We start from the raw sequence: 25046 nt of genomic DNA, 5'->3' as shown, positions 1-25046 counted from the left end.
ACTATTTTCCCTTTTGAACTTCCCATTCTTCTAATATGTCATGGGCATTTTGCACTAATTTAGCGCCATCTTGTATCATCTTATTACACCCACTGGAAAAATCATTCAATATAGAGCCTGGGATTGCAAAAACTTCTCTTCCTTGTTCTAAAGCTTGATCAACTGTTATTAATGTACCGCTTCGTTCTTTAGCTTCTACCACTAAGGTTCCAAAGCCTAGGCCGCTTATAATTCTGTTTCGTTCAGGGAAATGCCATTTCCTTGGGGGAATATGAGGAGGGTATTCGGATAACAAGAGATGATTATGAGCTAATGTCTGCATTAGTGGTTTATTTACTTTAGGATAACAATACTGAAAACCAAATCCTAATACAGCTATGGTCTTTCCACCCAGGTCTTCGGTCAGCTCATGAGCAACGGAATCAATCCCTTCAGCCATCCCGCTTACGATAACAAATCCTTCATTTAATAATGGAGGAAGCACCTTCTTCACAGAAGCTAATGCAAGATTTGAACACTTTCTAGTTCCTACTATACTTAAGTACGAATCCTTACCCAAAAGCTTTATATCTCCCTTTGCATAGAGAAGTAATGGGGCATCAGGAATACTTCTTAATGATCTAGGATAATTAGGATGCCAAAATGGAAGTAAAGCGCATTCTGATAAATTTGTAAGGAGCTGCTTTCGATTAGAAACTGAGTGGAGGTGAGTAACAAATGTGGAAGCTCTTTTTGAGGAAAGTTTAAAATTTGAGGTAAGATCTTTGACGGAGAGTGAAAAAACAAACTTTAAAGAGGGATCAAACTGAAGAAATTGCCTTAATAAAACACGACTTGCTCCTTTTGTTTGATGTATAAGAGCCAATCTTAATGTTCTTTCTTCCAAGTGAACTCGTCCCTTCATTTAATATAGGAAATCGTTTAAAAAGGTGCTCCTACAACTAGGAGCACCTTCCTAAAATCTTAATGAGTTTTACATTTATCGTAGATATTGTTCTCTTTTAACACGTTTATGAGTGTTTCCCCCATAACAGCAGGAGTTTCAGCAACTTGTATGCCACACTCGTTCATGACTTTAATCTTTTCCTCTGCTGTACCTTTACCGCCTGAAATAATGGCACCTGCGTGTCCCATACGTTTACCAGGAGGTGCTGTGCGCCCCCCAATAAAGCCGACGACTGGTTTATCCATGTTGTCTTTAACAAATTGGGCTGCTTCTTCTTCAGCTGTTCCGCCTATTTCACCAATCATGATTACTCCATAGGTGTCCGGATCATCCTGAAAAGCTTGCAAGACATCGATGAAATCAGTTCCATTTACTGGGTCTCCACCAATTCCTACAGCTGTAGACTGACCAATACCAGCCTCAGAAAGTTGATGTACGGCTTCATATGTTAATGTACCACTTCTAGATACGACACCGATGTGTCCTTTCTTATGAATGTATCCTGGCATAATACCTATCTTACATTCTTCTGGCGTAATTACACCTGGACAGTTTGGTCCAACTAAGCGTGTTTTCTTCCCTTCCATATAACGCTTAACCTTTACCATGTCAATAACAGGAATGTGCTCTGTAATACAAATTACAAGATCAAGCTCAGCATCAACTGCTTCCATAATTGCATCAGCAGCAAATGCGGCTGGTACATACACAACAGATGCTGTTGCGCCTGTTTCTTCAACAGCTTCTTCTACAGTGTTAAATACAGGGACTCCTTCAACTTCAGTACCGCCTTTTTTCGGTGTTACACCGCCTACGATTTGGGTACCGTATTCAAGCATTTGCTTCGTATGGAAAAGGGCTGTAGCCCCTGTAATACCTTGTACAATGACTTTAGTATCTTTATTAATATATACACTCATTTTTGTCCGTCCTTTCTTATTTTACTAGTTCTACGATTTTCTGTGCTGCTTCGGCCATAGATTCGGATGCAACAATGTTCAGGCCTGATTCATCAAGGATTTTCTTACCTTGTTCCACGTTTGTTCCTTCTAGACGCACAACAAGTGGAATTTCAAGACCAACTTCTTTCGTTGCCGCAACGACACCTTCTGCAATGACATCACATTTCATAATTCCACCGAAGATATTAACAAGAATACCCTTAACACTGTTGTCGGACAAAATGATTTTGAAAGCTTCTGTTACCTTTTCAGTAGTTGCGCCTCCCCCAACGTCAAGGAAGTTAGCGGGGTCTCCGCCATAGTGCTTAATCGTGTCCATTGTCGCCATCGCAAGACCAGCACCATTAACCATACAGCCAATATTACCATCTAAAGCAATATAGCTTAGGTCATATTGAGAAGCTTCGATTTCTTTTGGATCTTCTTCATCTAAATCACGAAGTTCAAATACATCTTTTTGGCGATATAAAGCGTTATCATCAAAGTTTAACTTCGCATCAAGCGCCATTACTTGGCCGTCTCCTGTAGTTACAAGCGGGTTAATCTCTGCAATGGAACAATCTTTTTCAACAAATACTTGATAAAGACCCATCATAAATTTAACCGCTTTCCCTAACAGTTCATCTGGAATGTTAATGTTAAATGCTAAGCGACGAGCTTGATAAGGCATTAAACCCGTAACAGGATCGATTACTTCTTTGAAAATTTTCTCTGGTGTTTCAGCTGCTACTTCTTCAATTTCAGTACCGCCTTCTTCAGAAGCCATCATCGTTACACGTGAAGTGACGCGGTCTAGTACAATACCAACGTAATATTCTTTTTGAATATCACAGCCTTCTTCAATGAGTAAGCGCTTAACTTCTTTCCCTTGAGGACCCGTTTGATGAGTCACAAGCTGTTTGCCCAAAATTTCCTCAGCATATGTACGGACTTCATCTATATTTTTGGCTACTTTAACACCACCAGCTTTTCCGCGGCCCCCTGCATGGATTTGTGCTTTTACTACAGATACATCTGTACTTAAGCCTTTAGCGGCTTCTACAGCTTCGTCTACAGTAAATGCAACTGTTCCGCTTGGAACGGCAACGCCGTAGCTACGTAAAATTTCTTTCCCTTGATACTCATGAATGTTCATCTTCCATCCTCCCATCAAATTGTCACTGCATGACCATTGTATAAAAAATATGTGTGAATTGTCTACAAATTCATCTAGTATCTCCAAAAAAATTAAGAATATACCGACAAAATCCGCTATTATCTCGACTTTTAAGCTAAAAAAAATATCATCATAAAAAATATCAATCTTTATAAGTACCTTGATGTACGAGTTACGATCATTAGAATAGCAGACACGATTCTAAATGGATGCTTACAATAAATAAAAATAGCACTTAAAATCAGTTTTTGATCTAAGTGCTTAATAGTCGTTTATTAAGATTTAAATATGTTAGGTAACGGAAGCAGTTAAGCTTCAAGACTTCATTTGTTTATCGAGCTGATAAACATAAGCAAATACTTCGGCAACGGCTTGATACAATTCTTCCGGTATCTTTTCATTAATATCAAGCTCTCCTAATAGCTTTACAAGAGTGGGGTCTTCTTGTATAGGAACTCGGTGATCATTTGCTTTATTAATAATATTGGCAGCAATATCACCTTTCCCCTTAGCGACAACTTTTGGGGCATTGAATTGCTCTTCATCATAGCTTAACGCAACTGCTTCTCTTTTTTGGTTAGATTCGCTCATATTGTCAGATCAAAGCCTCCTGTATTTCGAGTCGGTGCATTTGTTCTATTTGTAGCGGTTTCAGAAGAATCTTTAAGATTAATTTCCTTATGTCGAACAGTGGATAGCTTATAATTCAATTGTTCTAAACCTTTTTCTAATGATGGCTTAAGCATTTGTATAAGACCTTCAACTCCACTGTTTTCAGTAAATAGGGTAAGTTGGACAACACGTTGTTGGATTCTCATATCAATAACCGTCTCTTTAAGAGAATGAAGATCTAGGTAAAATAGAATGTGACAATAGTCTGGATCAATTTCGCCATTTTCTTTCTTGTTCCCCTCTACATCCATTGTCACATCTTGCTCAATTCCAAACCATTCTCCTGGCATCTGGACGTTAAATTGGATGGATTGCTCGGATTCTTGCATCATAATTGGAGCAGCATTAAGATGATTCAACACTCTTTGCAAACGTTCTCCTACATGAGGGGCAAGGGGGTCTTGCATAGCTTGGAGGATACTTCCTTTTAAAGATGGGGATGGGGCTTCTCCTCTTTCTGCTAGTTGATATTCATAATTAATTCCACTGAGTTGAGTATAAGCTTTTAACTTCACTAAAAATTGATCTTTCATAGACATAGCCATTTCATTCGATTCTTGTAACCCATGCCTTAGCCATTCTATAAGCTTAACAGATTCCCCTTTTGAGAGTTGCTGATTCATAACTTGATTTAAAGTGTTTGTAACTTCTTTCAAAGAAGAGCGATTTTCGTTCAGTACTTTAGTTGGATTTGAACTTCCTATAAGGTACTCGAGAACTTTTAAAGACTGTTCGGATGCTCCTTGATTCGTTAATGCCACTTTAAGAGACGACCAAATCCCCGCTCCTCTTAGTGATTCAGTAAGTTGATTCAACGCTTGTTCAAGCTTGGGTGGCATATGCTCAGCCACGTTCCCTGTTGTATCTGTTATTTTATTTAATATAGATGAAAACTGATGGATTACTGACTTTGTACCTTTTGAAACAGGAAGTTGCTGCTCTAACAAGCTAGTCAACTGATTTTTCAACTTGTCAGGATCTTGAATAGATAGCTGATCTTGAAGTTGAGATAACGACATTTGGTTAGATACATGTCCACTTCGCTTCAAGAGTTGTAAAGCGGTTTTTTGTTCCCCTATAGGAGCGTTCATAAGTGTTCTCATGATCGCCTGATCTAGCGGTAAGCTAGAGCCTCCTCTTCCAAGAGTTTGTTGTAATTGATGACCAAGAGAGGCTTGAGATTGATTCGCAAAGTTTTCTACACCATTCAATGCAGATTGAAGAGAGGCCGTCAATGAAGATGGATCTGTGTATCTAGTGTATAAAGCGTGAAACACTGATGATTTAATTGGCAGGTTTCTTGAAAACATGTCTAGTAACACCTGCGATGCTCTCGAACGAGAACCTGACTGCTCTAATATGTGTAGGGCTTCTTTAAGATCTTGTCTTGTAAATGGAATATTCTTTTGGATCAGCTCACTCACGAAGTTCATTTGGCTTTTAGAGGGACTAGAGATGCCTAATTGTTGAATCACTTGTGGTGACGATTGAAGCGTTTTCCCATTCTCCTCTTCTATCACTTTCAAGCGGAGCATGGGCTTTGTCTGTTGAACTTGAAATACATACCTTTCATTTACAGAAAGGGACGCTTCTAGCTGCGCATTCATTTGACTTCCACCAATCTGAATTAGCGCTCTTGCTTGTGGATATAACTTTAATATTTTACCACCCACAAGACTACCTTGTTGAAGTGATTGCGATTGTTGATTCAGAGCAGCAGATGACCGAAGTTGATTGAGCAATTGAGGAGTCGTTAAGGATGACATACTCTCCCCCCTCTCTTTATTGAAATGTTAAAGACGCTTCCTTTACCGGTGCAAATGACCTTCTATGATACGGCGTGGCTCCATGTTCTTTTAAAGCTTGAAGATGACTTTTCGTTCCATAACCCGCGTTCTGGTTAAATTCGTACTCCGGATAAGATTGATGAAGATCATTCATATAACGATCTCTCGTAACTTTTGCGAGCACACTCGCAGCTGCGATAGAAATGCTCCGCTGATCTCCTTTAGGAAATGCATCTACTGGTGCATTTGTATGTGTTAGAGGAAGAGCATCAATCAACAGTTGATCGGGCTCTTTGCTTAACTGAGCAATTGCTCTATGCATAGCCAATTTAGTAGCTTCGTAGATGTTAATGTCATCAATCGTTTCACTTGTGACAATTCCAATTCCATATGAAATAGAATGAGCTTTTATATAGTCAAAGAACGTGTCCTTTTGGCTTTCTGAAAGTGCTTTTGAATCATATAATCCTTCTAAATAGAATGTATCAGGTAAAATCACTGCCGCAGCTACTACTGGACCCGCTATAGGCCCTCGACCCGCCTCATCAATTCCAGCGATTAGCTTTTTCCCTTTTTCCTTGTAGGCATTCTCATAAGTTTTCATAGCTTCAAATTGATCTTTGAGCGCTTGTTTTCTAGCTAATTGTTTGTGGTATTGTTTAACCAACTTTTGTACACCTTTACGCTCATCCGATTCTAAACCTTGTAATTCTTTTGGTGTACATCCTGTTTCAAAAAGTTTTTCCTTTATCTCTGCAATGGTTTCTTTACTCATGGTTGTCCTCGCTTCTTCTTTTATCGGTTATCTATATATATCTGTTAAGAATGGATTTATTATTTTCCCATACAAAAAGCTGACCCTCAACATGAGAAAGTCAGCCTTATCTTTTATTGTATCATATCTGGTGTTTCCAAAGTAACTCTGCCAATTTTAGCTGAACGAAGATCACGAATAATGACCTCAGCCACTTTGTCATAATTGATATTTCCACCGCTCTCTAAGCAGCCTCTTTTCGTACCGATATGATCAAATACTTCACCCATATCCTCCACGTCAGCAGTCACTCCATAGCGTTCTTGCAAAAGGCTTGGATAATGTTCTTGTAAGAAGCGAATGAAGAAAGCTGCCACATCTGGAATAGGTAAAATATTATCCTTAATCGTACCAATCGTAGCCAGGCGATAGCCCACTATTTCCTCTTCAAATTTCGGCCAAAGTATACCTGGCGTATCTAGAAGCTCGAAGTCTTTTTTCACTTTAATCCATTGTTGAGCAGTCGTAACGCCTGGCCGATCACCCGTTTTAGTAATCTTCTTTTTCGCCAAACGATTAATAAGCGTTGACTTCCCAACATTCGGAATCCCAATAATCATAGCTCGAGCGGGACGAGGGCGTACACCTTTTTTCTTTAGGCGTTCTAGCTTTTCTTGCCCCATCTCTTTAGCGTATTGAATGACATGCTGTACGTCTTTTGGATCATCCACATTAACCGCTATTGCCTCGATGTCTTGCTCTTTATACCAACTAATCCACTTGTTCGTAATCCCATCATCAGCTAAATCTCTCTTCATAAGTAGAACCATCTTAGGCTTCTGTTGAAGTACTTGATGAAGCATGGGGTTTTGGGAAGAGTATGGTGCACGCGCATCTACTAATTCAATGACAAAGTCAACAAGCTTTAACTTCTCTTCTACTTGTCGTTTGGCTTTAGCCATATGGCCTGGAAACCATTGTATCGTCATAGTCATCATCCTTTATCAATCTACAAAACCAAACCGTTCCATTGGCCAATAAATAAATCGGGTTTCCCCAACTATTCTGTCTAATGGAATTAACCCAAGCATACGGCTATCTGTTGAGTTATTTCGGTTGTCCCCAAGTACCAGAACATGGTCCTCAGGAATGGTTTCATAGTTCCCTTTTATATCTTGTAATCGAAAATCAAACGTGTAGGATTGATTCTCTGAAAGTCGGTCTAATCTTTCTTGCAAATACGTTTCCTCTACAGGCTCTCCGTTCACATATAACGTGTCATCCCGATATTCAATGTGATCGCCGGGGAGTCCAATCACTCGTTTAATATAATCTTTCGTTTCTGTTGCATGAAACACAACGATATCAAAACGTTCTGGTTTTCCAATAGTATAACTGAATTTATTCACAATCATGTGGTCACCATTTTCTAGCGTCGGAAGCATAGATGGCCCGTCCACTACGATTGGAGCGAATAAAAATACGCGGATGACAATTGCTAAAATGGCTGCAACGATCAACGCTTTTATCCAATCAAGCCATTCATTTCTTTTCTTCGTCATCCAGCTTCCCTCCACTATGTAAACAACATCTGTTATAAGTCATTATAGAACAAAAAGGAGCCTGTCTAAACAAGCTCCTTTCTTCCGTGTTCATCTTAGCGAATTTCTTTAATGCGCGCTGCTTTACCACGTAGGTTACGTAGGTAGTAAAGTTTAGCACGACGTACTTTACCACGACGAACAACTTCGATTTTATCAACGCGTGGAGAGTGTACTGGGAACGTACGTTCAACACCAACGCCAGAAGAAATTTTACGTACAGTGAATGTTTCGGAGATGCCTCCGCCACGGCGCTTAATTACAACACCTTCAAACACCTGAATACGTTCGCGGCTTCCCTCAACAACTTTAACGTGAACTTTTACAGTGTCACCAGCTTTGAAACGTGGAAGATCCTCGCGTAGCTGTTCTTTAGTAATTTCTTGGATTAGATTTTGCATCCTGTTTCACTCCTTCTTCACCAATGCTCTTACCTGGATTAACCTGATAGCGGAACATCGTAATTAGACTTAAGCTAAACGCCTAAGCACAAGTTTTAATATAGCATAATTACAACAATGATGCAATATGCTTTTAATCATTCTGCCATTCGTTTATCCATTGTTTTTCTTGATCAGTTAATGAGCGCTGTTCAATGAGATCTTTGCGCCTCTCATAGGTTCGCTTTAAAGACTGTTTATGTCTCCATTCATCAATCTTTGCATGATTGCCTGAGAATAATACCTCTGGGACTTGCATTCCGCGAAAATCACGAGGTCGTGTATAGTGAGGATGTTCTAACAGGCCATTTGAGAAGGAATCTTCAGGTGCTGATGATGCGTTCCCTAGTACACCAGGCAACAATCGCACAACACTGTCCATGACAACCATAGCCCCTAACTCACCACCGGTTAACACGTAATCCCCTATAGAAATCTCATCTGTTACAACATGCTCGCGAATTCGCTCATCATAACCTTCATAATGGCCACATAAGAAGATTAAGTGATCTTCCTCGGCTAACTCTTCCGCCTTAGCTTGAGAGTGAGGCTCCCCTTGTGGGCACATAAGAATGACTCTTGGCTTTTTCCCTTGCTTATCTTTAATGGCATCTACTGCGTCAAAGATCGGTTGAGGAGATAAAACCATACCAGCTCCCCCTCCGTAAGGGGTGTCATCCACCTTTAAATGTTTACTTTCTGTATAATCTCGAAAGTTAACAGTCTCATATGAAAATGCATCTAAGTCTTGTGCTTTTTTCATAATAGATGTATTGAGTACCCCACTAAACATTTCCGGGAACAAAGTCAAAATATCAATATGCATTAGTCTAGCAGCCCTTCCATAGGTTCAATTGTTATCGTTTTGTTGTGGGTGTCTATTTCTTTTACAACTTGTTCGATATAAGGAATTAGCGCATCCTTTTTCTGAGGACGCTTTACGACCCAAACATCATTTCCACCAGGACTTAAAATTTCTTTCACGGTTCCCACAACTTCCTCTTCAGTTGTTTGTACGGAACAACCGATAATCTCATGGTAATAAAATTCTCCTTCATCCAGAGGAGTTTGTTGCTCTTTCGTGATCGCTAATGTACCGCCTTTTAACGATTCTACCTCATTTAATGAGCTGTACTCCTCAAAATGAAGAAGGTGAAAGGATTTATGCATACGATGGCCTTTAATCGTTAATAGAAGGGGGTCTTCTTCCTTTGACTGTGGAACCCAGTATACTTCATTTCCTGGTTCAAAACGGTCTTCAAAATCTGTAACTTGAATCACGCGAATTTCACCGCGTACGCCGTGTGTGTTCACGACCTTACCTATTGTATATAATTCTTTATCCATTCACATCACCTATTTATCAATCCGGATTACTTGACCATCTTGAACAACAATAGCGCCCTGGTTCATTTTCTCATCCCACATATCGCCTACTTTTAGGTCCACAATAGATTCTACTTCTCCATCTTCTATTTCACTGCCTAATGGTAGGATTTCTAATTGTTCGAGCTGATATTCAAGCCACCGAATTTTTTCTTTTCTTTTATCGATTTCTCGATTAAAACGCTTTGCTACTTCTTCACGAGAGACATTTTGTTTTACTTCAATCTTTCTTTTTTCAAAGGAAAGTTGCTGACACTCTTCATCAAGTCTCGCTTTCCTTGTTTCAAAATCTTGACGCAGTGTCTCTTTACTTGTTTCTGTAAGGACTCGTTTTACTGATACACGTTTGATGATGTTCATCATATTCGCTCCTATAATCGTAAACGACTCTTCGATACATACAGGGATTTCGTTATTAAGAAGAGCAAGTTACATGAAAAAGTTTAACCTAGTAAAAAAAGGGAAAGGTGGCCCCTCTCCCTTTTTACATAATATCTAAATAAATTCGCTTTTTGGAATTCGATCCTGCCGCATATACAACGGTTCGGATGGCCTTAGCCACTCGTCCGTGTCTACCAATCACCTTGCCGACATCGTCTTTGTGAACAGATAAGTGATACGTATGTTTACGCTCTTCTTCTTGCTCTGTAACGGCAACATCATCTGGATAATCAACTAGTGGACGTACAATGGTTTCGATTAAGGCTTTCACGTTATCACACTACTTTACTTTTGAGTTTTTTGTGCGTGAAACTTTTCCATAAGACCTTGTGTTGAGAACAAGTTGCGAACTGTATCAGATGGCTTAGCACCTTCTGTCATCCAGTTAAGAGCTTTTTCTTCATTTACAGTAACCTCTGTTGGGTTAGCTGTTGGATTGTACGTTCCGATCTCTTCGATGAAACGACCATCACGTGGGGAACGAGAATCTGCTACTACTATACGATAGAATGGGTTACGCTTAGAACCCATGCGCTTTAGGCGAATTTTTACTGCCATATTAAATACCTCCATATTTTCAAATGCTTATTTTTACTTAACACAATTTTAGATTTTAGCAGAGAACTGCGAGTGTGTAAAGGGGTTTTGCATTACATATTAATAAAAGTGTAAGCGAGTGTTCTGACCCGGAGGCATAAGCAAGGATGCGGAGGTGGTTGAAAACCACCAGAGCAGCATTGCTTATGTCAGGAGGGTCAACGAGCTGGAACTGGATATCGCTATAAAAAGCGGAAACAGTTTGGTCAGAACCGATTCACACGAAGTATGTCAGTTCGACGTTAGCTTTTAACTTGACGGTTTTAATCAAACTTCCACCGTTTATTTGAGCCAATATGACACCTTTATAACTATTGGACTCTACTAAGCCTTGTTAAAAAAAGCGCTTCGACCGAAGTCCAGCTCCAACGGTTAGGCCCTAGCGCGATAAGTAAAAACACTGCGGTGAGGAAACCTCACCTACGCGCTTTTACTTATCCGTACGGGCCTGGACAAACCGTTTCCGCTTCCTGCTTTTCCAGCTCCGGCGGGGAGGAGCTAGCGCGATAAGCAAGCGACTTGCAGTGACTAACGTCACTTCCAGTCGCTTGCTTATCCGTACGCTCCTGTTCACCCCGCCTGCGCTTTTCGTTTTACATAAACGGTAATTTAAATCCGCCGCCTTTACCTTTTTTACCTTTTTGGTTCGTCATCTGCTTCATCATTTTCTTCATGTCGTTGAACTGTTTTAATAAACGGTTCACTTCGGATACGTTTCGGCCGGAGCCTTTGGCGATTCGTTTTTTACGACTTGCGTTCATGATACTTGGGTCGTTTCGTTCGGCTTTGGTCATGGATTGAATGATTGCTTCGATGTGATTTAATTGTTTCTCATCGATATTTGCGTTCTTCAAGCCTTTCATTTTATCAGCGCCTGGGATCATACCTATTAGTTCATCTAAAGGTCCCATATTACGAACTTGGCCCATTTGTTCTAAGAAATCATCCAATGTAAAGGACGCGTCGCGCATTTTTTGCTCGAGCTCTTTCGCCTGGTCTTCGTTCACTTCAGACTGGGCTTTTTCAATTAATGTTAGCACGTCCCCCATACCTAAGATACGAGACGCCATGCGTTCAGGGTGGAACGCTTCTAGCTGATCCAGTTTCTCACCCATACCAGCAAACTTAATTGGTTTGTCAGTTACAGCTTTGATTGATAGCGCGGCACCACCACGGGTGTCACCATCTAACTTAGTTAGGACTACTCCACTAACGTCTAGCTGCTCATTAAAGGATTCTGCTACGTTGACTGCATCTTGACCTGTCATTGCATCAACAACTAGGAAGACTTCATCTGGATTCACGTTTGAGTGAATTTCTTTTAATTCACCCATTAGGTTCTCGTCAATATGAAGACGACCAGCTGTATCAATAATGACATAGTCATTATGATTTTCTTTTGCTTGAGCAATCGCTTCGTTGGCAATATCAACTGGATTGGCTTCTGTCCCTTTTGAGAAGACAGGCATATTAAGCTGAGTACCAAGCGTCTCTAACTGGTTGATTGCAGCAGGACGATAAACGTCGGCTGCTACTAGTAAAGGATTTCTGTTGTGGTTCTTACGCAAATGATTGGCAAGTTTACCAGTAGTGGTTGTTTTACCAGCACCTTGAAGACCTACCATCATAATAACTGTTGGTGGGCGATTGGCCACAGCAATTTTGCTCTGGTCTCCTCCCATAAGATCAGTTAACTCTTCTTTTACCACTTTAATTACTTGTTGACCTGGAGTTAAACTCTGCATAACTTCTTGTCCAACCGCACGTTCTTTCACGCGCTTCACAAAGTCTTTTACTACTTTGAAGTTAACGTCCGCTTCAAGAAGCGCAAGGCGGACTTCACGGGTCATTTCTTTTACATCTGCTTCGGTTACCTTACCTTTGCCTTTGATCTTTTGGATCGAATTCTGCAGTCGGTCGGCTAAACCTTCGAATGCCATATAAGCCGCCCTCCTAATCTAAATTCTCAAGGGTCTCAATGATTTCTATCGCGTCATCAGACCCTTTTTGAACGGATTCTTTCAATTGTTTCAACAACCGTTGTCGTTTCTCAAAACGATCGTATAAATCTAACTTTTGTTCGTATTCCTCAAGCATTGTTTCTGTTCGTTTAATATTGTCATATACAGCCTGACGACTTACATTGAATGTTTCAGAGATTTCTCCTAAAGAATAATCTTCAAGATAATAGTACTCCATATAACTTCGCTGTTTATCTGTCAGTAATTCTTGGTAAAAATCAAACAAATAGTTCATGCGTGTTGTTTTCTCAAGCAAAGTAAGCACTCCTTGTTAAGTGAAATGCCTTTACATATACAAATAGTACAAAATAAAGGTGTGATCTGTCAAGTTTACCCCAATGAATTATTCTTGTTCTGACTCTTCAAGCATATCAGCAAATAGGCCATAAACGAAAGCATGGGCATCAAAGGATTGAAGATCTGTCACTTTCTCTCCTAGTCCTACGAATTTAACTGGAATATCTAATTCATTTCGTATCGCCATGACAATACCACCTTTAGCAGTGCCATCAAGCTTAGTCAGCACAATACCAGAAACATTGGTCGCTTCTGAGAAGGTCTTAGCTTGACTCAAGGCATTTTGACCTGTAGTGGCATCAAGAACAAGTAACGATTCATGAGGAGCACCTGGTATTTCACGTTCAATTACACGCTTCACCTTTGATAGCTCGTTCATTAAGTTAACTTTGTTTTGCAGACGACCAGCTGTGTCACATAATAACACATCTGCTCCCTTGGATTTCGCCGACTGTATGCCGTCATAAATAACCGCAGCAGGGTCACTTCCTTCACTATGACGAATAACAGGCACACCTACACGATCACCCCACACTTCAAGCTGCTCAATTGCACCTGCGCGGAATGTATCACCAGCAGCCATAACAACATTCTTTCCTTGTTGTTTAAGTCTGTGAGCCATTTTACCGATTGTGGTTGTTTTCCCTACACCATTCACCCCGACGAAAAGGAGAACAGTAAGCCCATCTTGATTAAACGTAATCTCTTCAATTTCTTCGTCATCATTTCCGTAATAGATGTCGACAAGTTTTTCTGAAATGACTTCACGCACCTCACGGGTATCTTTAATGTTTCGGCGCTTCACTTCCATCTTTAATTCATCTATTAAATGCATAACTGTGTTTACGCCAACATCAGCAGAAATAAGAATTTCTTCTAGTTCTTCGAAGAAATCTTCGTCAACTGTACGATAACGTGCTACAAGGTCATTTACTTTAGTTGCAAAAGAGTTGCGAGTTTTTGCTAACCCTTTTTTAAACTTTGTGGAAATACTCTCTTTCTCTTCTACCTCTTCTACCTCTTCTATTTCTTCTTGCACCTCTTGTTCTTCTACAGGGGGTGCTTCAACAACCTCTTCCTCTTTAGGTTGTTCTTCAACACCTTCTTCAGAAGCTGTCTCAGTAACTTCTTCTTTTACGTCTTCTTCAATTGAGGTAGAAAGTTCTTGTTCGTCTTCTTTGTCATGATCCTCTTCAAGGTTGTCTACGTCTTCTTCTTTAGTAGAATCATCTTGTAGATGCTCATCTTCTTTTACAAATTTCTCTTTTAACTTCTTAAAAAATCCCATCTTTTCTACTTCCTTTCTACGAACGTTGTATTAATTCCTTGGTCTCTTCCAAACGTACAGAGACAAGTTTTGATACACCAGACTCTTGCATCGTTACCCCATACAAGACATCCGATTCTTCCATCGTTCCTTTTCTGTGAGTGATGACAATAAACTGTGTTTTAGCGCTAAACCGTTTTAGATATTGAGCAAACCGAGTTACATTTGCTTCATCAAGGGCTGCTTCTACTTCATCTAGTACACAGAATGGAACAGGGCGCACGTGAAGAATTGCAAACAGAAGAGCGATTGCTGTTAGTGCACGTTCACCTCCAGACAACAGCCCTAAATGCTGCAATTTCTTACCTGGAGGTTGTGCTACAATTTCAATTCCCGTCTCTAAAATATTGTCAGGGTCAGTCATTCGAAGGTCAGCCCTGCCACCTCCAAAGAGGTCTTTAAAGACATGAGTGAACTCTTCGCGGATTTGTACGAATGTACTCTCGAAACGACGCTCCATTTCTCCATCCATCTCTGAAATCACACCAAATAACGTATCTTTCGCCTCTAGCAAGTCTGTTTGCTGTTCTGTTAAGAAGGTGTGGCGCTCTTTAATGCGATCATATTCTTCAATGGCTCCTATATTAACGGTCCCTAATTCATCAATAGCAAGACGAATAAGTTTGACTTGTCTCTTCGTAGCATTGATATCCTCTACTTCGGGATAAGTCTCTTTTGCCTTCTCATAAGAAAGCATATATTCGGTCCTTAGGTGTTCTAGTCGATTTTCTAGTTCCACATCGAGACGGTTAGCTTTAACCTCTTTATCCTGAATGTCTTGTACCAAGGATTGGTGAACCCGTTTGTTTTCTTTTAGGTCTACTTCGATGTTTTGGATCTTTTGAGAACGGTTGGTGCGATCCTCACGTCTGGTTCGTATTAGTTCGCTATTTGTTTCTTTTTGATTTCGTTTTGCTTCAATTTGAGCGTCAATCTCTTCTTCTGTTTCTTTAGACTCAGCAATATCTTTTAACTGGTCAAGCTGAGATTGTTGTTCTTGTTTAGAAGACTGAACTTCTTCTAATTGAACGAGAAGAGCTTCTGTTTTTTCCTGCTGGTTTTTCACCTGTGTTTGCTGCTCTGCATGTTCAATTTGCAATTGATTTAATTCTTGTTGCAGTTGATCATAACTTGCTTTTTGAGTTGTTTGCTGCTCTGTTAGCTGATCAATTTCTTTCTGAATGTTGATTAGATTCTCTTCGATCGCTTCTAATTCTGATGTTAAATTCTTATTCCGCTCATGTAGAGACGAGCGATCGTCATCAAACTGAGCTTTATCTTGGTCATAAAGAGAAAGCTGATCGTTTAAATTTTGTTCTTGTAATTCTAGCTCCCTTAATCGCCCTCTACTTGCTTGTTCTTCAAGTCTTGAGGATTCAAGTTGTTCTTGTAAAGTAGAGCGTTTTTCTTTCTTCTCTTTAATTTTTTCCTTTAAGTCCTTAACTGTTCGCTCATATTGTGCACTTCTTTGTTCAAATTGAGTTAACTTTTCTTGTAACTCTTGAAGTTCTTGATCTCTTGTAAACAGCGACTGGTTGCTCTTCTTCTGCGCACCACCTGTCATGGAACCACCAGGGTTTACTACATCCCCTTCTAATGTCACAACGCGGAAACGCCTTCCAGTTGCTTTTGCGATCTCATTGGCATCCTTTAATGACTCTGCTATGATTACGTGTCCCATAAGGTGTTGAATGGCTTTAGAGAAGTGCTCTTCATATTGCACGAGCTCAGAAGCTACCCCAACAAACCCATTTATTCCTTTAGCTATATTTAACTTTTCTGAAGGAATATATTTTGGTTGGATCGTAGGTAGTGGCAAGAACGTAGCTCTACCTCTGTTCGTTTGTTTTAACCAGTTTATAGTCTTTCGAGCAGTAGCTTCATCTTCCATTACAACATGCTGTGCGGCTCCACCAAGCGTCGTTTCAATAGCTGTCACATAATTCTTCGGGATATCAATGAGTTCAGCTACAGCACCTTTAACGCCTTTTAGTTCACCAGACTCACGTGCTTTTAAGACTTCTTTTACCCCTTGGAAAAAACCTGCAAAATCTTCTTTTAAGTCTTCAAGCATTTCTTTCTTAGAACGTAATTTCTCTAAATGTTGATAACCTTGATAAAGTTTAGATTGTTTCTCCTGATACTCTTTCTCTTCATGGTCAAGCTCTGTTTTAACGCGGTTTAAGCTTTGCTCTTGTTCTGTTCGTTTAGCTGTAATCGCCTCAAGTTCTTGTTCTAAAGTACCTTTTTGTTTTTGGATAGCATCACGGTCATCAATGAGGTCTTTAAACTTCCCTTCAAGACGAGTCGTTCTCACATCAAACTGTTCTAGTTGTTGGCTTACAGACTGACGTTCATTACGTTTTGCAGCCTGCTCATTAAGCTGTTCAATGTAATCACTCTTTAAGCTTTCTATTTTTTCTTCTTGATTGCTATCTAATTGATTCAGTTGTTCCCGAACTTTGTTTAACTTTTCATTAGTCGTATTCGCTTGGGATGTGACACGATCTAACTTAGACTGTTCGTCGTCGTATTGTCCTTGAATAGTTTCTTCGCGATCCTGGAGTTTGGTAACATCGTCTTCTAGTTTGGAGCGGTTTTCGGTATAGTGTTTCTGACGCTCGCTAAATAACTCTTTCTTTCCTTCTAGGTTCTCAAGCTCCTGTGTTAAAACCAACAAAGCTTCTTGCAACTCTTCAATAGAGTCATCTAAGGCCTTCATTTCGTTTCGCTCTTCTTCTACATTTGCTTCTTGGTTAGAAGTGAACACACGCAATTCTTGTTCACGAGCTTTTTGAGTTTCTAAATCTTTCAACAACGCTTCCCAATCAGCGTGTATGGTCTCAATTTCTGCTACCATTAGAGAAACTTCATAATTCTCAAGCTCTTCTTTCTTCTCGAGGTAGTCTTTTGCAATAGCCGCTTGTTCTTTTAACGGCTCTAGTTGACCTTCAATCTCATAAATAATATCTTCTACCCGGTTCAAGTTTTCTTGTGTTTCTGCTAACTTGTACTCGGCTTTTTGTTTACGCTTCTTATATTTAAGAACACCCGCAGCCTCTTCAAAGATGGCTCTGCGCTCTTCGGCTTTTGAGCTTAAAATCTCTTCTACCTTTCCTTGTGAGATAATAGAGAAAGCTTCCCTACCGAGGCCTGAGTCCATAAACAAGTCAATGATATCTTTTAGACGACACGCTTGTTTATTAATAAGGAACTCACTTTCTCCAGACCGATACACTCTTCGTGTGACAGAAACTTCCTGATAATCAAGGGGAAGTGTGTGGTCTTCATTATCAAGCGTTAATGTAACTTCTGCAAAATTAAGCGGTTTACGGGAATCACTGCCCTGAAAAATAATATCCTCCATTTTAGAACCACGAAGAGATCTAGCTGATTGCTCACCTAGCACCCACCTAATGGCATCTGTGATATTACTTTTCCCGCTTCCGTTCGGACCTACTACTGAGGTGACGCCTGGCACAAAATCTACAGTAATCCGTTCGGCAAACGATTTAAATCCTACTGTATCTAAACGTTTGAGGAACATGTTAACTTCCTCCTATGTAAAACTATTTTTTGTATTTCTGCGATGAATAATTTCAATTTCAACTCATTTATTTTATCATAAACTATAAGGTGTTAGAAGAAAGCATTCTAGTAATGAAAAAGAGGAGAGAGATTTATGGATTTAAATACCCCAACAAATGATAATTTAGTGTTTATGATTAACACACTAGCAGAACAGCTTCAGGTTGTTAACCGAGGTTTAATGGACCCTGAAGACTACGACATCAAGCATTATGAAGATATTAAAGACATGTATGACATGGTTCAAATGAAAAAGGGACAACTTAGCGTCTCAGAACTGCAAGCTGTTGTTGGAGAACTAGGTAAATACCGCGTTAAAGCATAGCATTTAAGACAAGCCTATTTACATAGGCTTGTCTTTTTTGTTGTATGAACAGCCCTATAGCGTCAGCAAAACCGTCGGTTATCTTGCACTCGCATATGGCATGTTCTCGCTAGTCCCCATTACAGAAGTGGTGGGCCGGAAAACTGCGAGACTCCACCTCGCCGCGGAAAACGAGCGGTTTTCCGGCGCACCTCACGCTCAATATCGCCCAAAGAAAACATTCTCTCAAGCAGATAGAAAAAGCTGCTAGCGCGAGCCAGCAGCTTTTTACACCTCTATATCGAAAGCATCAAGTGCTTCCTTAGCAGCATTTTGTTCTGCTTCTTTTTTCGTTCGACCAATGCCAATACCAGAACGATCACCTTGTATGAAAACGTGGGCGATAAATTCACGATTATGAGCTGGGCCTCTTTCTTCCACAATCTCATATTCTATAACGCCATTACGCTCTCTTTGGACCACTTCTTGTAATTGACTTTTATAATCCATCGCATGCGAAAAAGCACCTTTATGAATTTTAGGGTAGACAAACTCTTCAAGAAATCGAATAACAGTCTGAAAGCCTTGATCCAGATAAATAGCTCCGATAAACGCTTCAAATACGTCTGCTAACAGAGCAGGACGCTCACGACCTCCTGTCATTTCTTCCCCTTTGCCTAAGAAGATTAGGTCACTGAAATGTAAATCATTTGCGAAACGAACGAGTGATGCTTCACAAACAATTGAAGCGCGATATTTCGTTAATTCGCCTTCAGTCATCTCTGGATGCTTACGGTATAGATATTGCGATATTGCTAATTCTAGTACAGCATCCCCTAAAAATTCTAATCGTTCATTGTCGTCATATTCTCTGGTGCGATGCTCATTCACATAGGATGAATGGGTGAAAGCCTGTTCTAATAACTTTTTACTCTCAAAGCTTATCCCAATCCTATTTTGAAATTTCGTGAAATCCACTGTCTCATGCCACCTATTCTTATTATTAGAATTACATACAGAGAAAGTCTCGCATCTTGCGAGACTTTCTTACTTTATTGTTACTTGCTGTTTATGTAATTCACAGCATCGCCAACTGTCTCAATTTTCTCTGCATCTTCGTCAGAGATCTCCATGTCGAACTCATCTTCAAGTTCCATAACAAGCTCAACCACATCTAGTGAGTCTGCTTCTAGGTCATCTTTAAAGGAAGCTTCCATGGTTACTTTTGAGTCGTCTACATCCAGACGTTCAACAACTATGCCTTTTACTCGTTCAAATACATCTGCCATCGTTGTTCACCTCCCTTCAGTAATTATAGAAGATTTCGCATTAAAATACTAGGTCATGACACGATTTTATCTGCGGATCTTTATAAAAATTACATGACCATGCCGCCATCTACATGGAGAGTTTGACCCGTCATGTAGTTGGCATCATCAGACGCTAAGAAGCGCACAACTTTTGCGATATCTTCACCTTGCCCTAAACGGGACAACGGAATCATCGACTGCATACTCTCAACTTGTTCGTCTGTCAGTTCATCTGTCATATCCGTTTCAATAAATCCAGGTGCAACGGCATTAACAAGAATATTACGAGCAGCTAGTTCTTTAGCTGATGTCTTCGTTAATCCAATAACACCTGCTTTAGCGGCTACATAGTTAGCTTGTCCTGGGTTTCCACTAACCCCAACAACAGATGCTATATTAATAATTTTCCCGCCTTTTTGCTTCATCATCGGACGTGTTACAGCCTTCGTTGTCAAGAATACACCTTTAAGGTTCGTATCTATAACCTGATCAAACTCTTCTTCCTTCATGCGCATAAGAAGATTATCACGCGTTATACCAGCGTTATTGATTAAAATATCAATACGACCAAATGTTTCAGTAACTTGCTTCACCATTGCTTTCACTTCTTCTTCTGATGATACATTGGCTTGGATTTTAATACCTTCAGTTCCTAAAGAAGTGATTTCATCAACAACGTCTTGAGCCTTTTGTTCGCTACCCGCATAGTTCACAGCTACTTTAGCTCCTTGTCTTGCTAGCTCTAAAGCGATAGCACGGCCGATACCGCGAGATGCACCAGTTACAAGGGCAACTTTACCTTCAAGCATTTGTTAGTCCTCCTTATACCATTCCAGAAATGCCTCTAAGCTCTCTGGGTCTTGGATATTAAATGTTTTCATTCGTCGATTAACTTTACGGATCAAGCCGCTTAAGACTTTTCCATTCCCAACCTCTACAAAGGCATCAATGTCTTGGTCCATCATATAGCGAATCGTTTCTTCAAAGCGAACCGGAGAATATAGTTGCTCAACTAAAGAATCAAAGATTTGATCTTTATCTTGAACAGGTTCTGCTGTTACATTGGCTACAACCGGAACTTCAGCCTCTTTCAAGGAGATACCTTTTAGTTCTGATTCAAATTGCTCACTTGCAGGCTTCATTAGGCGAGAGTGGAAAGGACCACTTACATTAAGAGGAAGAGCACGCTTTGCACCTTCTTCTTTCAAACGTTCACACGCTTTGTCTACACCTTCTTTAGATCCTGAAATAACAATTTGACCTGGGCAGTTATAATTGGCAACTTCTACAACTTCCCCTTGATCCCGAATTGTTGATGTTACACGTTCGATTGTCTCAACATCTAATCCGAGCACTGCAGCCATGGAACCTTGTCCAGCTGGTACAGCCTCTTCCATAAGCTGACCACGCTTTTGTACTAAAGATAAGGCTTCGTCTTGTGACATTGTACCGGCAGCTACATGAGCGCTATATTCACCTAGGCTGTGCCCTGCAACAAGCTCAGGTTTGATGCCTTCATCTTTAAGTAATTGAGCAATCGATGTACTAAGTAAAAGAAGAGCGGGTTGAGCATTCTCTGTCTTCGTTAGCGTTTCCTCTGGCCCTTCTAACATGTATTGGCTAAGGGAAACACCCAAGCGATCGTCCGCTTTTGCGAACTGCTCTCTTACACTTTCATATTGATCATAGAAAGCTTTTCCCATACCAACTTCTTGAGAACCTTGTCCCGGAAAGACAAAAGCTATTCTTTTCATTGATCATCATCCTTATCCCAGTCCATATTTTGAACTGTTTCTTGTATAGCTTGATTTACTTCATGGTCCACCATGTGACAAGCTTGTTTAATAGCGTTATAAACTGCACGAGCATCAGAAGAACCATGCGCTTTAATAACAGGTGCGGCAAGACCAAATAATCCAGCTCCACCATACTCAGAATAATCTAGCTTGCTCTTTAAGCCGCGTAGATTTTCCTTAGCCATACTAGCAGCCAACTTAGTCTTCCAATTTGTCATAAATGTATCTTTAATCATGGCAAACATCGACATCGCTGTACCTTCTATTGTTTTAAGGGTTACATTCCCAGTAAAACCATCTGCCACAACAACATCCGCTACCCCATTCAGCAAGTCGCGCGCCTCTATATTTCCTACAAAATTTATCGGAGCACCTTGCAATTGCTTGAATGTCTTCTTAACAAGATCATTCCCTTTTCCGTCTTCTGTACCTACATTCAATAGGCCTACTCTAGGGGAGGTTATGCCACGCACTTGCTCTGCATAAACAGATCCCATTACGGCGTATTGTACTAGGTGATTCGGTTTTGCATCAACATTCGCTCCGACGTCTAGTAGTAAAAAACCTTTTCCATCTACTGTAGGAAGCGTTGGACTAAGCGCAGGGCGTTCGATCCCCTCAATACGTCCAACAACGAACAAGCCAGCACTCATAAGCGCCCCTGTATTCCCGGCAGAGACGCAAGCATCTGCTCGTCCTTCTTTAACTTCTTTCGCCATTAAAACCATTGAAGCATTTTTCTTACGACGAACCGCACGAACGGGTTCGTCTTCTGAAGTAATCATTTCATCTGTATGTACGACCTTAATGGCTGTGTGGTCTTCGTTCATGTGTGAACGAATCTTGTCCTCCTGGCCAAATAAGGTGATTTCTAAGTTTTCTATATTCTTTACCGCTTCTATTGCACCTAATACGATTTCTTTAGGAGCATGGTCTCCCCCCATTGCATCGACTGCTAATCTCATGGTTAGGCCTCTCCTTTTTCATCATTTGAACGATACATGACAAAGACACCAGAAAAAACAGTCTCTTGGTCAACGACACTTTCTACTTCTACTATGGTACGACCTTTGTCATCGTTCCCTTTAACTTGCGCCTTCGCTACAACGCGTTCTCCCTCTTTCACCTGCCGTGTAAACCGAATTTCAGACTTAGCTGTCAGAGCAAGTTCATCATTAATAACAGCCACAGCCAAAGAGTTCGCCTGTGCAAACAAGTGATGACCTCTGGCAATTCTGTTACGTGAGAATACGTGTTCATCTTTTATATCTAAAATCGAGATTGCTTTATGATCTAACTCCAAATCTACAACCTCACCAATAACCTCCTCTAGAGGCAGGGCTTTAACCGTTTCATTCCATTGGTAGGTAGCGACCGACTTAATTCGTTCACGAAGTTCAGGAATTGATAGTTCCATTCGATCCAAACGTATCGTTTGGATACTAACCCCATATTTCTTGGCTAATTCCTCATCTGTAATGAACGGAGTCTGCTCAATCGTTTCCTTAAGGCGATGCTGACGCTCTTTCTTCGATAACTTCATCTATAAACACCGTCCAATTATGACTAGGTACTAATAGTAATATATAATACCTCCCTATCTTATGCAAGGATTGTTTCTTTAATCCAATACTTCTCCTTTTAAAATAGGATCATTCATTAAGATGTTAAATAGGGGCTGAAGAGATGGGTCTTTCTTAAAATGATCTTCTTCAATCATCTTCTGGGCATCTTGACGGGCGGTTTCTAGAGCGCGATAATCATGCACCATATCTGCAACTTTAAACTCCGGAACACCACTTTGCTTCCTCCCAAAGAAATCACCAGGGCCACGAAGTTTAAGGTCATGCTCAGACAATTCGAATCCATTTGTAGTTTCACTCATGATCCTCATTCGCTCTTTACCCACATCTCCTTTTGGGTCAGCAAGTAAAATACAGTAACTTTGATGGCTCCCTCTTCCTACACGACCTCTTAACTGATGAAGTTGCGATAAACCAAAACGATCAGCATCGTAAATAAGCATTACCGTTGCATTGGGAACGTTCACACCTACCTCAACAACTGTTGTAGATACTAGTACTTGCACCTCGTTATTGGCATACTGCTTCATCACTTCTTCTTTTTCCTCAGCTGATAAACGGCCGTGCATTAATCCTACTTTTATAGATGAAGGGAAATAAGCAGTTAGCTGATGATAAGTATCTACTGCATTCTGAATGTCAAGCTTATCGGATTCTTCAATTAACGGGCTAATGACATACGCCTGACGCCCCTCTTCGACTTCCTTTTGAATAAATGTTAAAACACGATCTAACATTTGATCTTTCACCCAATATGTCTCGACAGCTTTACGGCCGGCTGGCATTTCATCAATTACAGAAACATCCATATCGCCAAATGCTGTAATCGCTAGAGTTCTAGGAATTGGTGTAGCGGTCATAAAGAGCACATCAGGCATCAATCCTTTGTCACGAAGCGTCCGGCGCTGCTCCACACCAAAACGGTGCTGCTCATCTATAATGGCTAAGCCGAGGTCACTAAAAATAACTTCATCTTGGATTAACGCATGTGTACCAATGATAATATCGGCTTCATGGTTCGCGATTTTTTCTACTACTTCTTTACGACGTTTCCCTTTAACACTGCCTGTTAACAAGACAACATTCGCTTTGTCTCCAAACAGCTCTTGCAACGATTCATAATGTTGCTCTGCCAGAATTTCTGTAGGAACCATCAGCGAACCTTGTTTCCCTGATGTAATGGTTGCATATAAAGCTATAGCTGCTACCGCAGTTTTACCAGATCCTACATCCCCTTGAAGCAAACGGTTCATTCGATAAGGAGAGCTCATATCTTTTAAGATTTCTTTTAGACTTTTAGACTGCGCCCCTGTCAATTCAAAAGGTAAACCATTTGTAAAGTGAGTAACGGACTCTTTATCAAAGCTTTGTGCATTGCCAGTGGTAGCTTCTCGTTTAATTTTTCGGAGGAGCTGCATTTTCAATTGGAATAACAAGAATTCTTCGTATATAAAACGACGTTTTGCATGCTTTAAAACGACCCGGCTTTCCGGGAAATGCATTCCATATAATGCTTTGGAACGTTCAGGTAACTTATAAGCTTCCAAATAAGAAGAAGGCAAAACCTCTTCTATGTCGGAACCATATTGGTCTACAGCAGTTCTCATCCACTTTTTAAACGTCGGCATTTTCATATTGCCTTTTAAAGAATAGACCGGTTGAATTGGTGTGTTTGACTTTGCTCTACCTTTATAATAATGACTTACCGTAATCTGCAAACGATGCTGATCCCATTTACCCGTTACAGTTACCGTATCACCTGGTTGAAGCTGTTTCTTAGCAAAAGCACGATTAAACATAACTGCTTTCACTGCAAATTGTTCCACTTGTAACGTAATGGTTAAGCGTGATTTCTTCTTTCCAAAAAAGGTGAGGGAAGGTTCACCTACAACCTCCCCTTCAATAGTAGCTTTTTCATCGTGTACAAGTTCGGTCAACGGCTTTACCTCGTGAACATCATAACGGAAAGGAAAATAAAATAGAAAATCTTCAATCGTGAATATTCCCATTTCATTTAGCGTTTCTCCTGTCTTTTCGCCAACTCCTGTCAATTGTAAAACCGATTGTTGTAGCACTTG

At 40.4% G+C, this 25046-nt stretch carries 26 protein-coding genes; 1 reads left to right on the top strand and 25 read right to left on the bottom strand.

Annotated elements, in window-relative coordinates:
• Nucleotide 1: 1 nt before the first annotated feature.
• The 18 genes from dprA to smc all read right to left on the bottom strand — a co-directional run bounded on the left by dprA (nt 2) and on the right by smc (nt 17934).
• The gene (gene dprA / locus N780_RS00495; RefSeq protein WP_084599250.1) at nt 2-904 is read right to left on the bottom strand and encodes a DNA-processing protein DprA; all 903 of its coding nucleotides are present in this window, start codon (nt 902-904) and stop codon (nt 2-4) included.
• A gap of 59 nt (nt 905-963) precedes the next feature.
• On the bottom strand, nt 964-1866 hold the full coding sequence (sucD, locus tag N780_RS00490; RefSeq protein ID WP_036778665.1) for a succinate--CoA ligase subunit alpha: 903 nt from the start codon (nt 1864-1866) through the stop codon (nt 964-966).
• Nucleotides 1867-1882: 16 nt separating this feature from the next.
• Nucleotides 1883-3043 carry an ADP-forming succinate--CoA ligase subunit beta gene (gene sucC, locus N780_RS00485; protein ID WP_036778662.1) on the bottom strand — a complete coding sequence of 387 codons (1161 nt, stop codon included), beginning with the start codon at nt 3041-3043 and terminating at the stop codon, nt 1883-1885.
• Between the two features lie 336 nt (nt 3044-3379).
• Complete coding sequence (locus N780_RS00480; protein WP_036778659.1) at nt 3380-3655, bottom strand: EscU/YscU/HrcU family type III secretion system export apparatus switch protein; 276 nt, start codon at nt 3653-3655, stop codon at nt 3380-3382.
• Nucleotides 3652-5502, bottom strand: a complete 1851-nt coding sequence (locus tag N780_RS00475) for a TP0910 N-terminal domain-containing protein (RefSeq protein ID WP_036778657.1) — start codon at nt 5500-5502, stop codon at nt 3652-3654. Before N780_RS00475 ends, N780_RS00480 begins: the two co-directional genes overlap by 4 nt.
• A gap of 16 nt (nt 5503-5518) precedes the next feature.
• Nucleotides 5519-6298, bottom strand: a complete 780-nt coding sequence (rnhB, locus tag N780_RS00470) for a ribonuclease HII (RefSeq protein ID WP_036778655.1) — start codon at nt 6296-6298, stop codon at nt 5519-5521.
• A gap of 113 nt (nt 6299-6411) precedes the next feature.
• Nucleotides 6412-7266 carry a ribosome biogenesis GTPase YlqF gene (gene ylqF / locus N780_RS00465; RefSeq protein WP_036778652.1) on the bottom strand — a complete coding sequence of 285 codons (855 nt, stop codon included), beginning with the start codon at nt 7264-7266 and terminating at the stop codon, nt 6412-6414.
• Nucleotides 7267-7281: 15 nt separating this feature from the next.
• Entirely contained in the window at nt 7282-7839 is a 558-nt protein-coding gene (lepB, locus tag N780_RS00460) for a signal peptidase I (protein WP_036778648.1), read from the bottom strand.
• Nucleotides 7840-7934: 95 nt separating this feature from the next.
• Nucleotides 7935-8279, bottom strand: coding sequence for a 50S ribosomal protein L19 (gene rplS / locus N780_RS00455; RefSeq protein ID WP_036778645.1), 345 nt, complete (start codon nt 8277-8279; stop codon nt 7935-7937).
• Nucleotides 8280-8412: 133 nt separating this feature from the next.
• A complete protein-coding gene (gene trmD / locus N780_RS00450; RefSeq protein ID WP_036778642.1) occupies nt 8413-9144 on the bottom strand; it encodes a tRNA (guanosine(37)-N1)-methyltransferase TrmD in 732 nt (243 codons plus the stop codon).
• Complete coding sequence (gene rimM, locus N780_RS00445; RefSeq protein ID WP_036778640.1) at nt 9144-9665, bottom strand: ribosome maturation factor RimM; 522 nt, start codon at nt 9663-9665, stop codon at nt 9144-9146. Before rimM ends, trmD begins: the two co-directional genes overlap by 1 nt.
• Nucleotides 9666-9674: 9 nt before the next feature.
• Nucleotides 9675-10064, bottom strand: a complete 390-nt coding sequence (locus tag N780_RS00440; protein WP_036778638.1) for a YlqD family protein — start codon at nt 10062-10064, stop codon at nt 9675-9677.
• A 124-nt stretch (nt 10065-10188) separates the two neighbouring features.
• The gene (locus N780_RS00435; protein WP_036778636.1) at nt 10189-10416 is read right to left on the bottom strand and encodes a KH domain-containing protein; all 228 of its coding nucleotides are present in this window, start codon (nt 10414-10416) and stop codon (nt 10189-10191) included.
• A gap of 14 nt (nt 10417-10430) precedes the next feature.
• The gene (rpsP, locus tag N780_RS00430) at nt 10431-10703 is read right to left on the bottom strand and encodes a 30S ribosomal protein S16 (protein WP_036778634.1); all 273 of its coding nucleotides are present in this window, start codon (nt 10701-10703) and stop codon (nt 10431-10433) included.
• A 632-nt stretch (nt 10704-11335) separates the two neighbouring features.
• A complete protein-coding gene (gene ffh / locus N780_RS00425) occupies nt 11336-12682 on the bottom strand; it encodes a signal recognition particle protein (RefSeq protein WP_036778632.1) in 1347 nt (448 codons plus the stop codon).
• 13 nt (nt 12683-12695) lie between these two features.
• On the bottom strand, nt 12696-13019 hold the full coding sequence (locus N780_RS00420) for a putative DNA-binding protein (protein WP_036778629.1): 324 nt from the start codon (nt 13017-13019) through the stop codon (nt 12696-12698).
• Nucleotides 13020-13106: 87 nt separating this feature from the next.
• Nucleotides 13107-14348, bottom strand: coding sequence for a signal recognition particle-docking protein FtsY (gene ftsY, locus N780_RS00415; RefSeq protein ID WP_036778627.1), 1242 nt, complete (start codon nt 14346-14348; stop codon nt 13107-13109).
• Between the two features lie 16 nt (nt 14349-14364).
• Nucleotides 14365-17934, bottom strand: a complete 3570-nt coding sequence (gene smc / locus N780_RS00410) for a chromosome segregation protein SMC (RefSeq protein ID WP_036778625.1) — start codon at nt 17932-17934, stop codon at nt 14365-14367.
• A gap of 135 nt (nt 17935-18069) precedes the next feature.
• On the opposite strand from smc, the gene N780_RS00405 reads away from it, so the two are divergent.
• Nucleotides 18070-18300, top strand: a complete 231-nt coding sequence (locus N780_RS00405; RefSeq protein ID WP_036778623.1) for a DUF1128 domain-containing protein — start codon at nt 18070-18072, stop codon at nt 18298-18300.
• Nucleotides 18301-18567: 267 nt separating this feature from the next.
• Here the strand turns inward: N780_RS00405 and rnc are convergent, their stop codons facing one another.
• The 7 genes from rnc to recG all read right to left on the bottom strand — a co-directional run bounded on the left by rnc (nt 18568) and on the right by recG (nt 25043).
• Nucleotides 18568-19257, bottom strand: a complete 690-nt coding sequence (gene rnc / locus N780_RS00400; RefSeq protein ID WP_036778621.1) for a ribonuclease III — start codon at nt 19255-19257, stop codon at nt 18568-18570.
• An 80-nt stretch (nt 19258-19337) separates the two neighbouring features.
• Nucleotides 19338-19568, bottom strand: coding sequence for an acyl carrier protein (gene acpP / locus N780_RS00395; protein WP_036778618.1), 231 nt, complete (start codon nt 19566-19568; stop codon nt 19338-19340).
• An 89-nt stretch (nt 19569-19657) separates the two neighbouring features.
• Nucleotides 19658-20398 (bottom strand): 3-oxoacyl-[acyl-carrier-protein] reductase, encoded by a 741-nt coding sequence (gene fabG, locus N780_RS00390; RefSeq protein ID WP_036778616.1) that lies wholly within the window; start codon nt 20396-20398, stop codon nt 19658-19660.
• A 3-nt stretch (nt 20399-20401) separates the two neighbouring features.
• Nucleotides 20402-21343, bottom strand: coding sequence for an ACP S-malonyltransferase (gene fabD, locus N780_RS00385; protein WP_036778614.1), 942 nt, complete (start codon nt 21341-21343; stop codon nt 20402-20404).
• Complete coding sequence (plsX, locus tag N780_RS00380) at nt 21340-22350, bottom strand: phosphate acyltransferase PlsX (RefSeq protein WP_036778611.1); 1011 nt, start codon at nt 22348-22350, stop codon at nt 21340-21342. The genes fabD and plsX overlap by 4 nt, the downstream gene beginning before the upstream one ends.
• Before the next feature lie 2 nt (nt 22351-22352).
• The gene (gene fapR, locus N780_RS00375) at nt 22353-22928 is read right to left on the bottom strand and encodes a transcription factor FapR (protein ID WP_036778609.1); all 576 of its coding nucleotides are present in this window, start codon (nt 22926-22928) and stop codon (nt 22353-22355) included.
• Between the two features lie 78 nt (nt 22929-23006).
• Nucleotides 23007-25043 carry an ATP-dependent DNA helicase RecG gene (gene recG / locus N780_RS00370; RefSeq protein WP_036778607.1) on the bottom strand — a complete coding sequence of 679 codons (2037 nt, stop codon included), beginning with the start codon at nt 25041-25043 and terminating at the stop codon, nt 23007-23009.
• Nucleotides 25044-25046: the final 3 nt, after the last annotated feature.

The sequence above is a fragment of the Pontibacillus chungwhensis BH030062 genome, from assembly GCF_000770675.1.
GTDB classification, from domain to species: Bacteria; Bacillota; Bacilli; order Bacillales; family BH030062; genus Pontibacillus; species Pontibacillus chungwhensis.
This window is presented reverse-complemented; position numbering and strand designations above follow the sequence as displayed.

Bases quoted from the DNA above. Each gene is read 5' to 3' on its own strand.
- sucC (WP_036778662.1), bottom strand. From the start codon at position 3,043: ATGAACATTCATGAGTATCAAGGGAAAGAAATTTTACGTAGCTACGGC.
- fabG (WP_036778616.1), bottom strand. From the start codon at position 20,398: ATGCTTGAAGGTAAAGTTGCCCTTGTAACTGGTGCATCTCGCGGTATC.
- sucD (WP_036778665.1), bottom strand. From the start codon at position 1,866: ATGAGTGTATATATTAATAAAGATACTAAAGTCATTGTACAAGGTATT.
- dprA (WP_084599250.1), bottom strand. From the start codon at position 904: ATGAAGGGACGAGTTCACTTGGAAGAAAGAACATTAAGATTGGCTCTT.
- ffh (WP_036778632.1), bottom strand. From the start codon at position 12,682: ATGGCATTCGAAGGTTTAGCCGACCGACTGCAGAATTCGATCCAAAAG.
- rpsP (WP_036778634.1), bottom strand. From the start codon at position 10,703: ATGGCAGTAAAAATTCGCCTAAAGCGCATGGGTTCTAAGCGTAACCCA.
- N780_RS00475 (WP_036778657.1), bottom strand. From the start codon at position 5,502: ATGTCATCCTTAACGACTCCTCAATTGCTCAATCAACTTCGGTCATCT.
- trmD (WP_036778642.1), bottom strand. From the start codon at position 9,144: ATGCATATTGATATTTTGACTTTGTTCCCGGAAATGTTTAGTGGGGTA.
- fapR (WP_036778609.1), bottom strand. From the start codon at position 22,928: ATGAAGTTATCGAAGAAAGAGCGTCAGCATCGCCTTAAGGAAACGATT.
- N780_RS00405 (WP_036778623.1), top strand. From the start codon at position 18,070: ATGGATTTAAATACCCCAACAAATGATAATTTAGTGTTTATGATTAAC.
- N780_RS00480 (WP_036778659.1), bottom strand. From the start codon at position 3,655: ATGAGCGAATCTAACCAAAAAAGAGAAGCAGTTGCGTTAAGCTATGAT.
- rnhB (WP_036778655.1), bottom strand. From the start codon at position 6,298: ATGAGTAAAGAAACCATTGCAGAGATAAAGGAAAAACTTTTTGAAACA.
- ylqF (WP_036778652.1), bottom strand. From the start codon at position 7,266: ATGACGATACAATGGTTTCCAGGCCATATGGCTAAAGCCAAACGACAA.
- ftsY (WP_036778627.1), bottom strand. From the start codon at position 14,348: ATGGGATTTTTTAAGAAGTTAAAAGAGAAATTTGTAAAAGAAGATGAG.
- fabD (WP_036778614.1), bottom strand. From the start codon at position 21,343: ATGAAAAGAATAGCTTTTGTCTTTCCGGGACAAGGTTCTCAAGAAGTT.
- rplS (WP_036778645.1), bottom strand. From the start codon at position 8,279: ATGCAAAATCTAATCCAAGAAATTACTAAAGAACAGCTACGCGAGGAT.
- plsX (WP_036778611.1), bottom strand. From the start codon at position 22,350: ATGAGATTAGCAGTCGATGCAATGGGGGGAGACCATGCTCCTAAAGAA.
- rimM (WP_036778640.1), bottom strand. From the start codon at position 9,665: ATGGATAAAGAATTATATACAATAGGTAAGGTCGTGAACACACACGGC.
- N780_RS00440 (WP_036778638.1), bottom strand. From the start codon at position 10,064: ATGAACATCATCAAACGTGTATCAGTAAAACGAGTCCTTACAGAAACA.
- lepB (WP_036778648.1), bottom strand. From the start codon at position 7,839: ATGACGAAGAAAAGAAATGAATGGCTTGATTGGATAAAAGCGTTGATC.
- acpP (WP_036778618.1), bottom strand. From the start codon at position 19,568: ATGGCAGATGTATTTGAACGAGTAAAAGGCATAGTTGTTGAACGTCTG.
- smc (WP_036778625.1), bottom strand. From the start codon at position 17,934: ATGTTCCTCAAACGTTTAGATACAGTAGGATTTAAATCGTTTGCCGAA.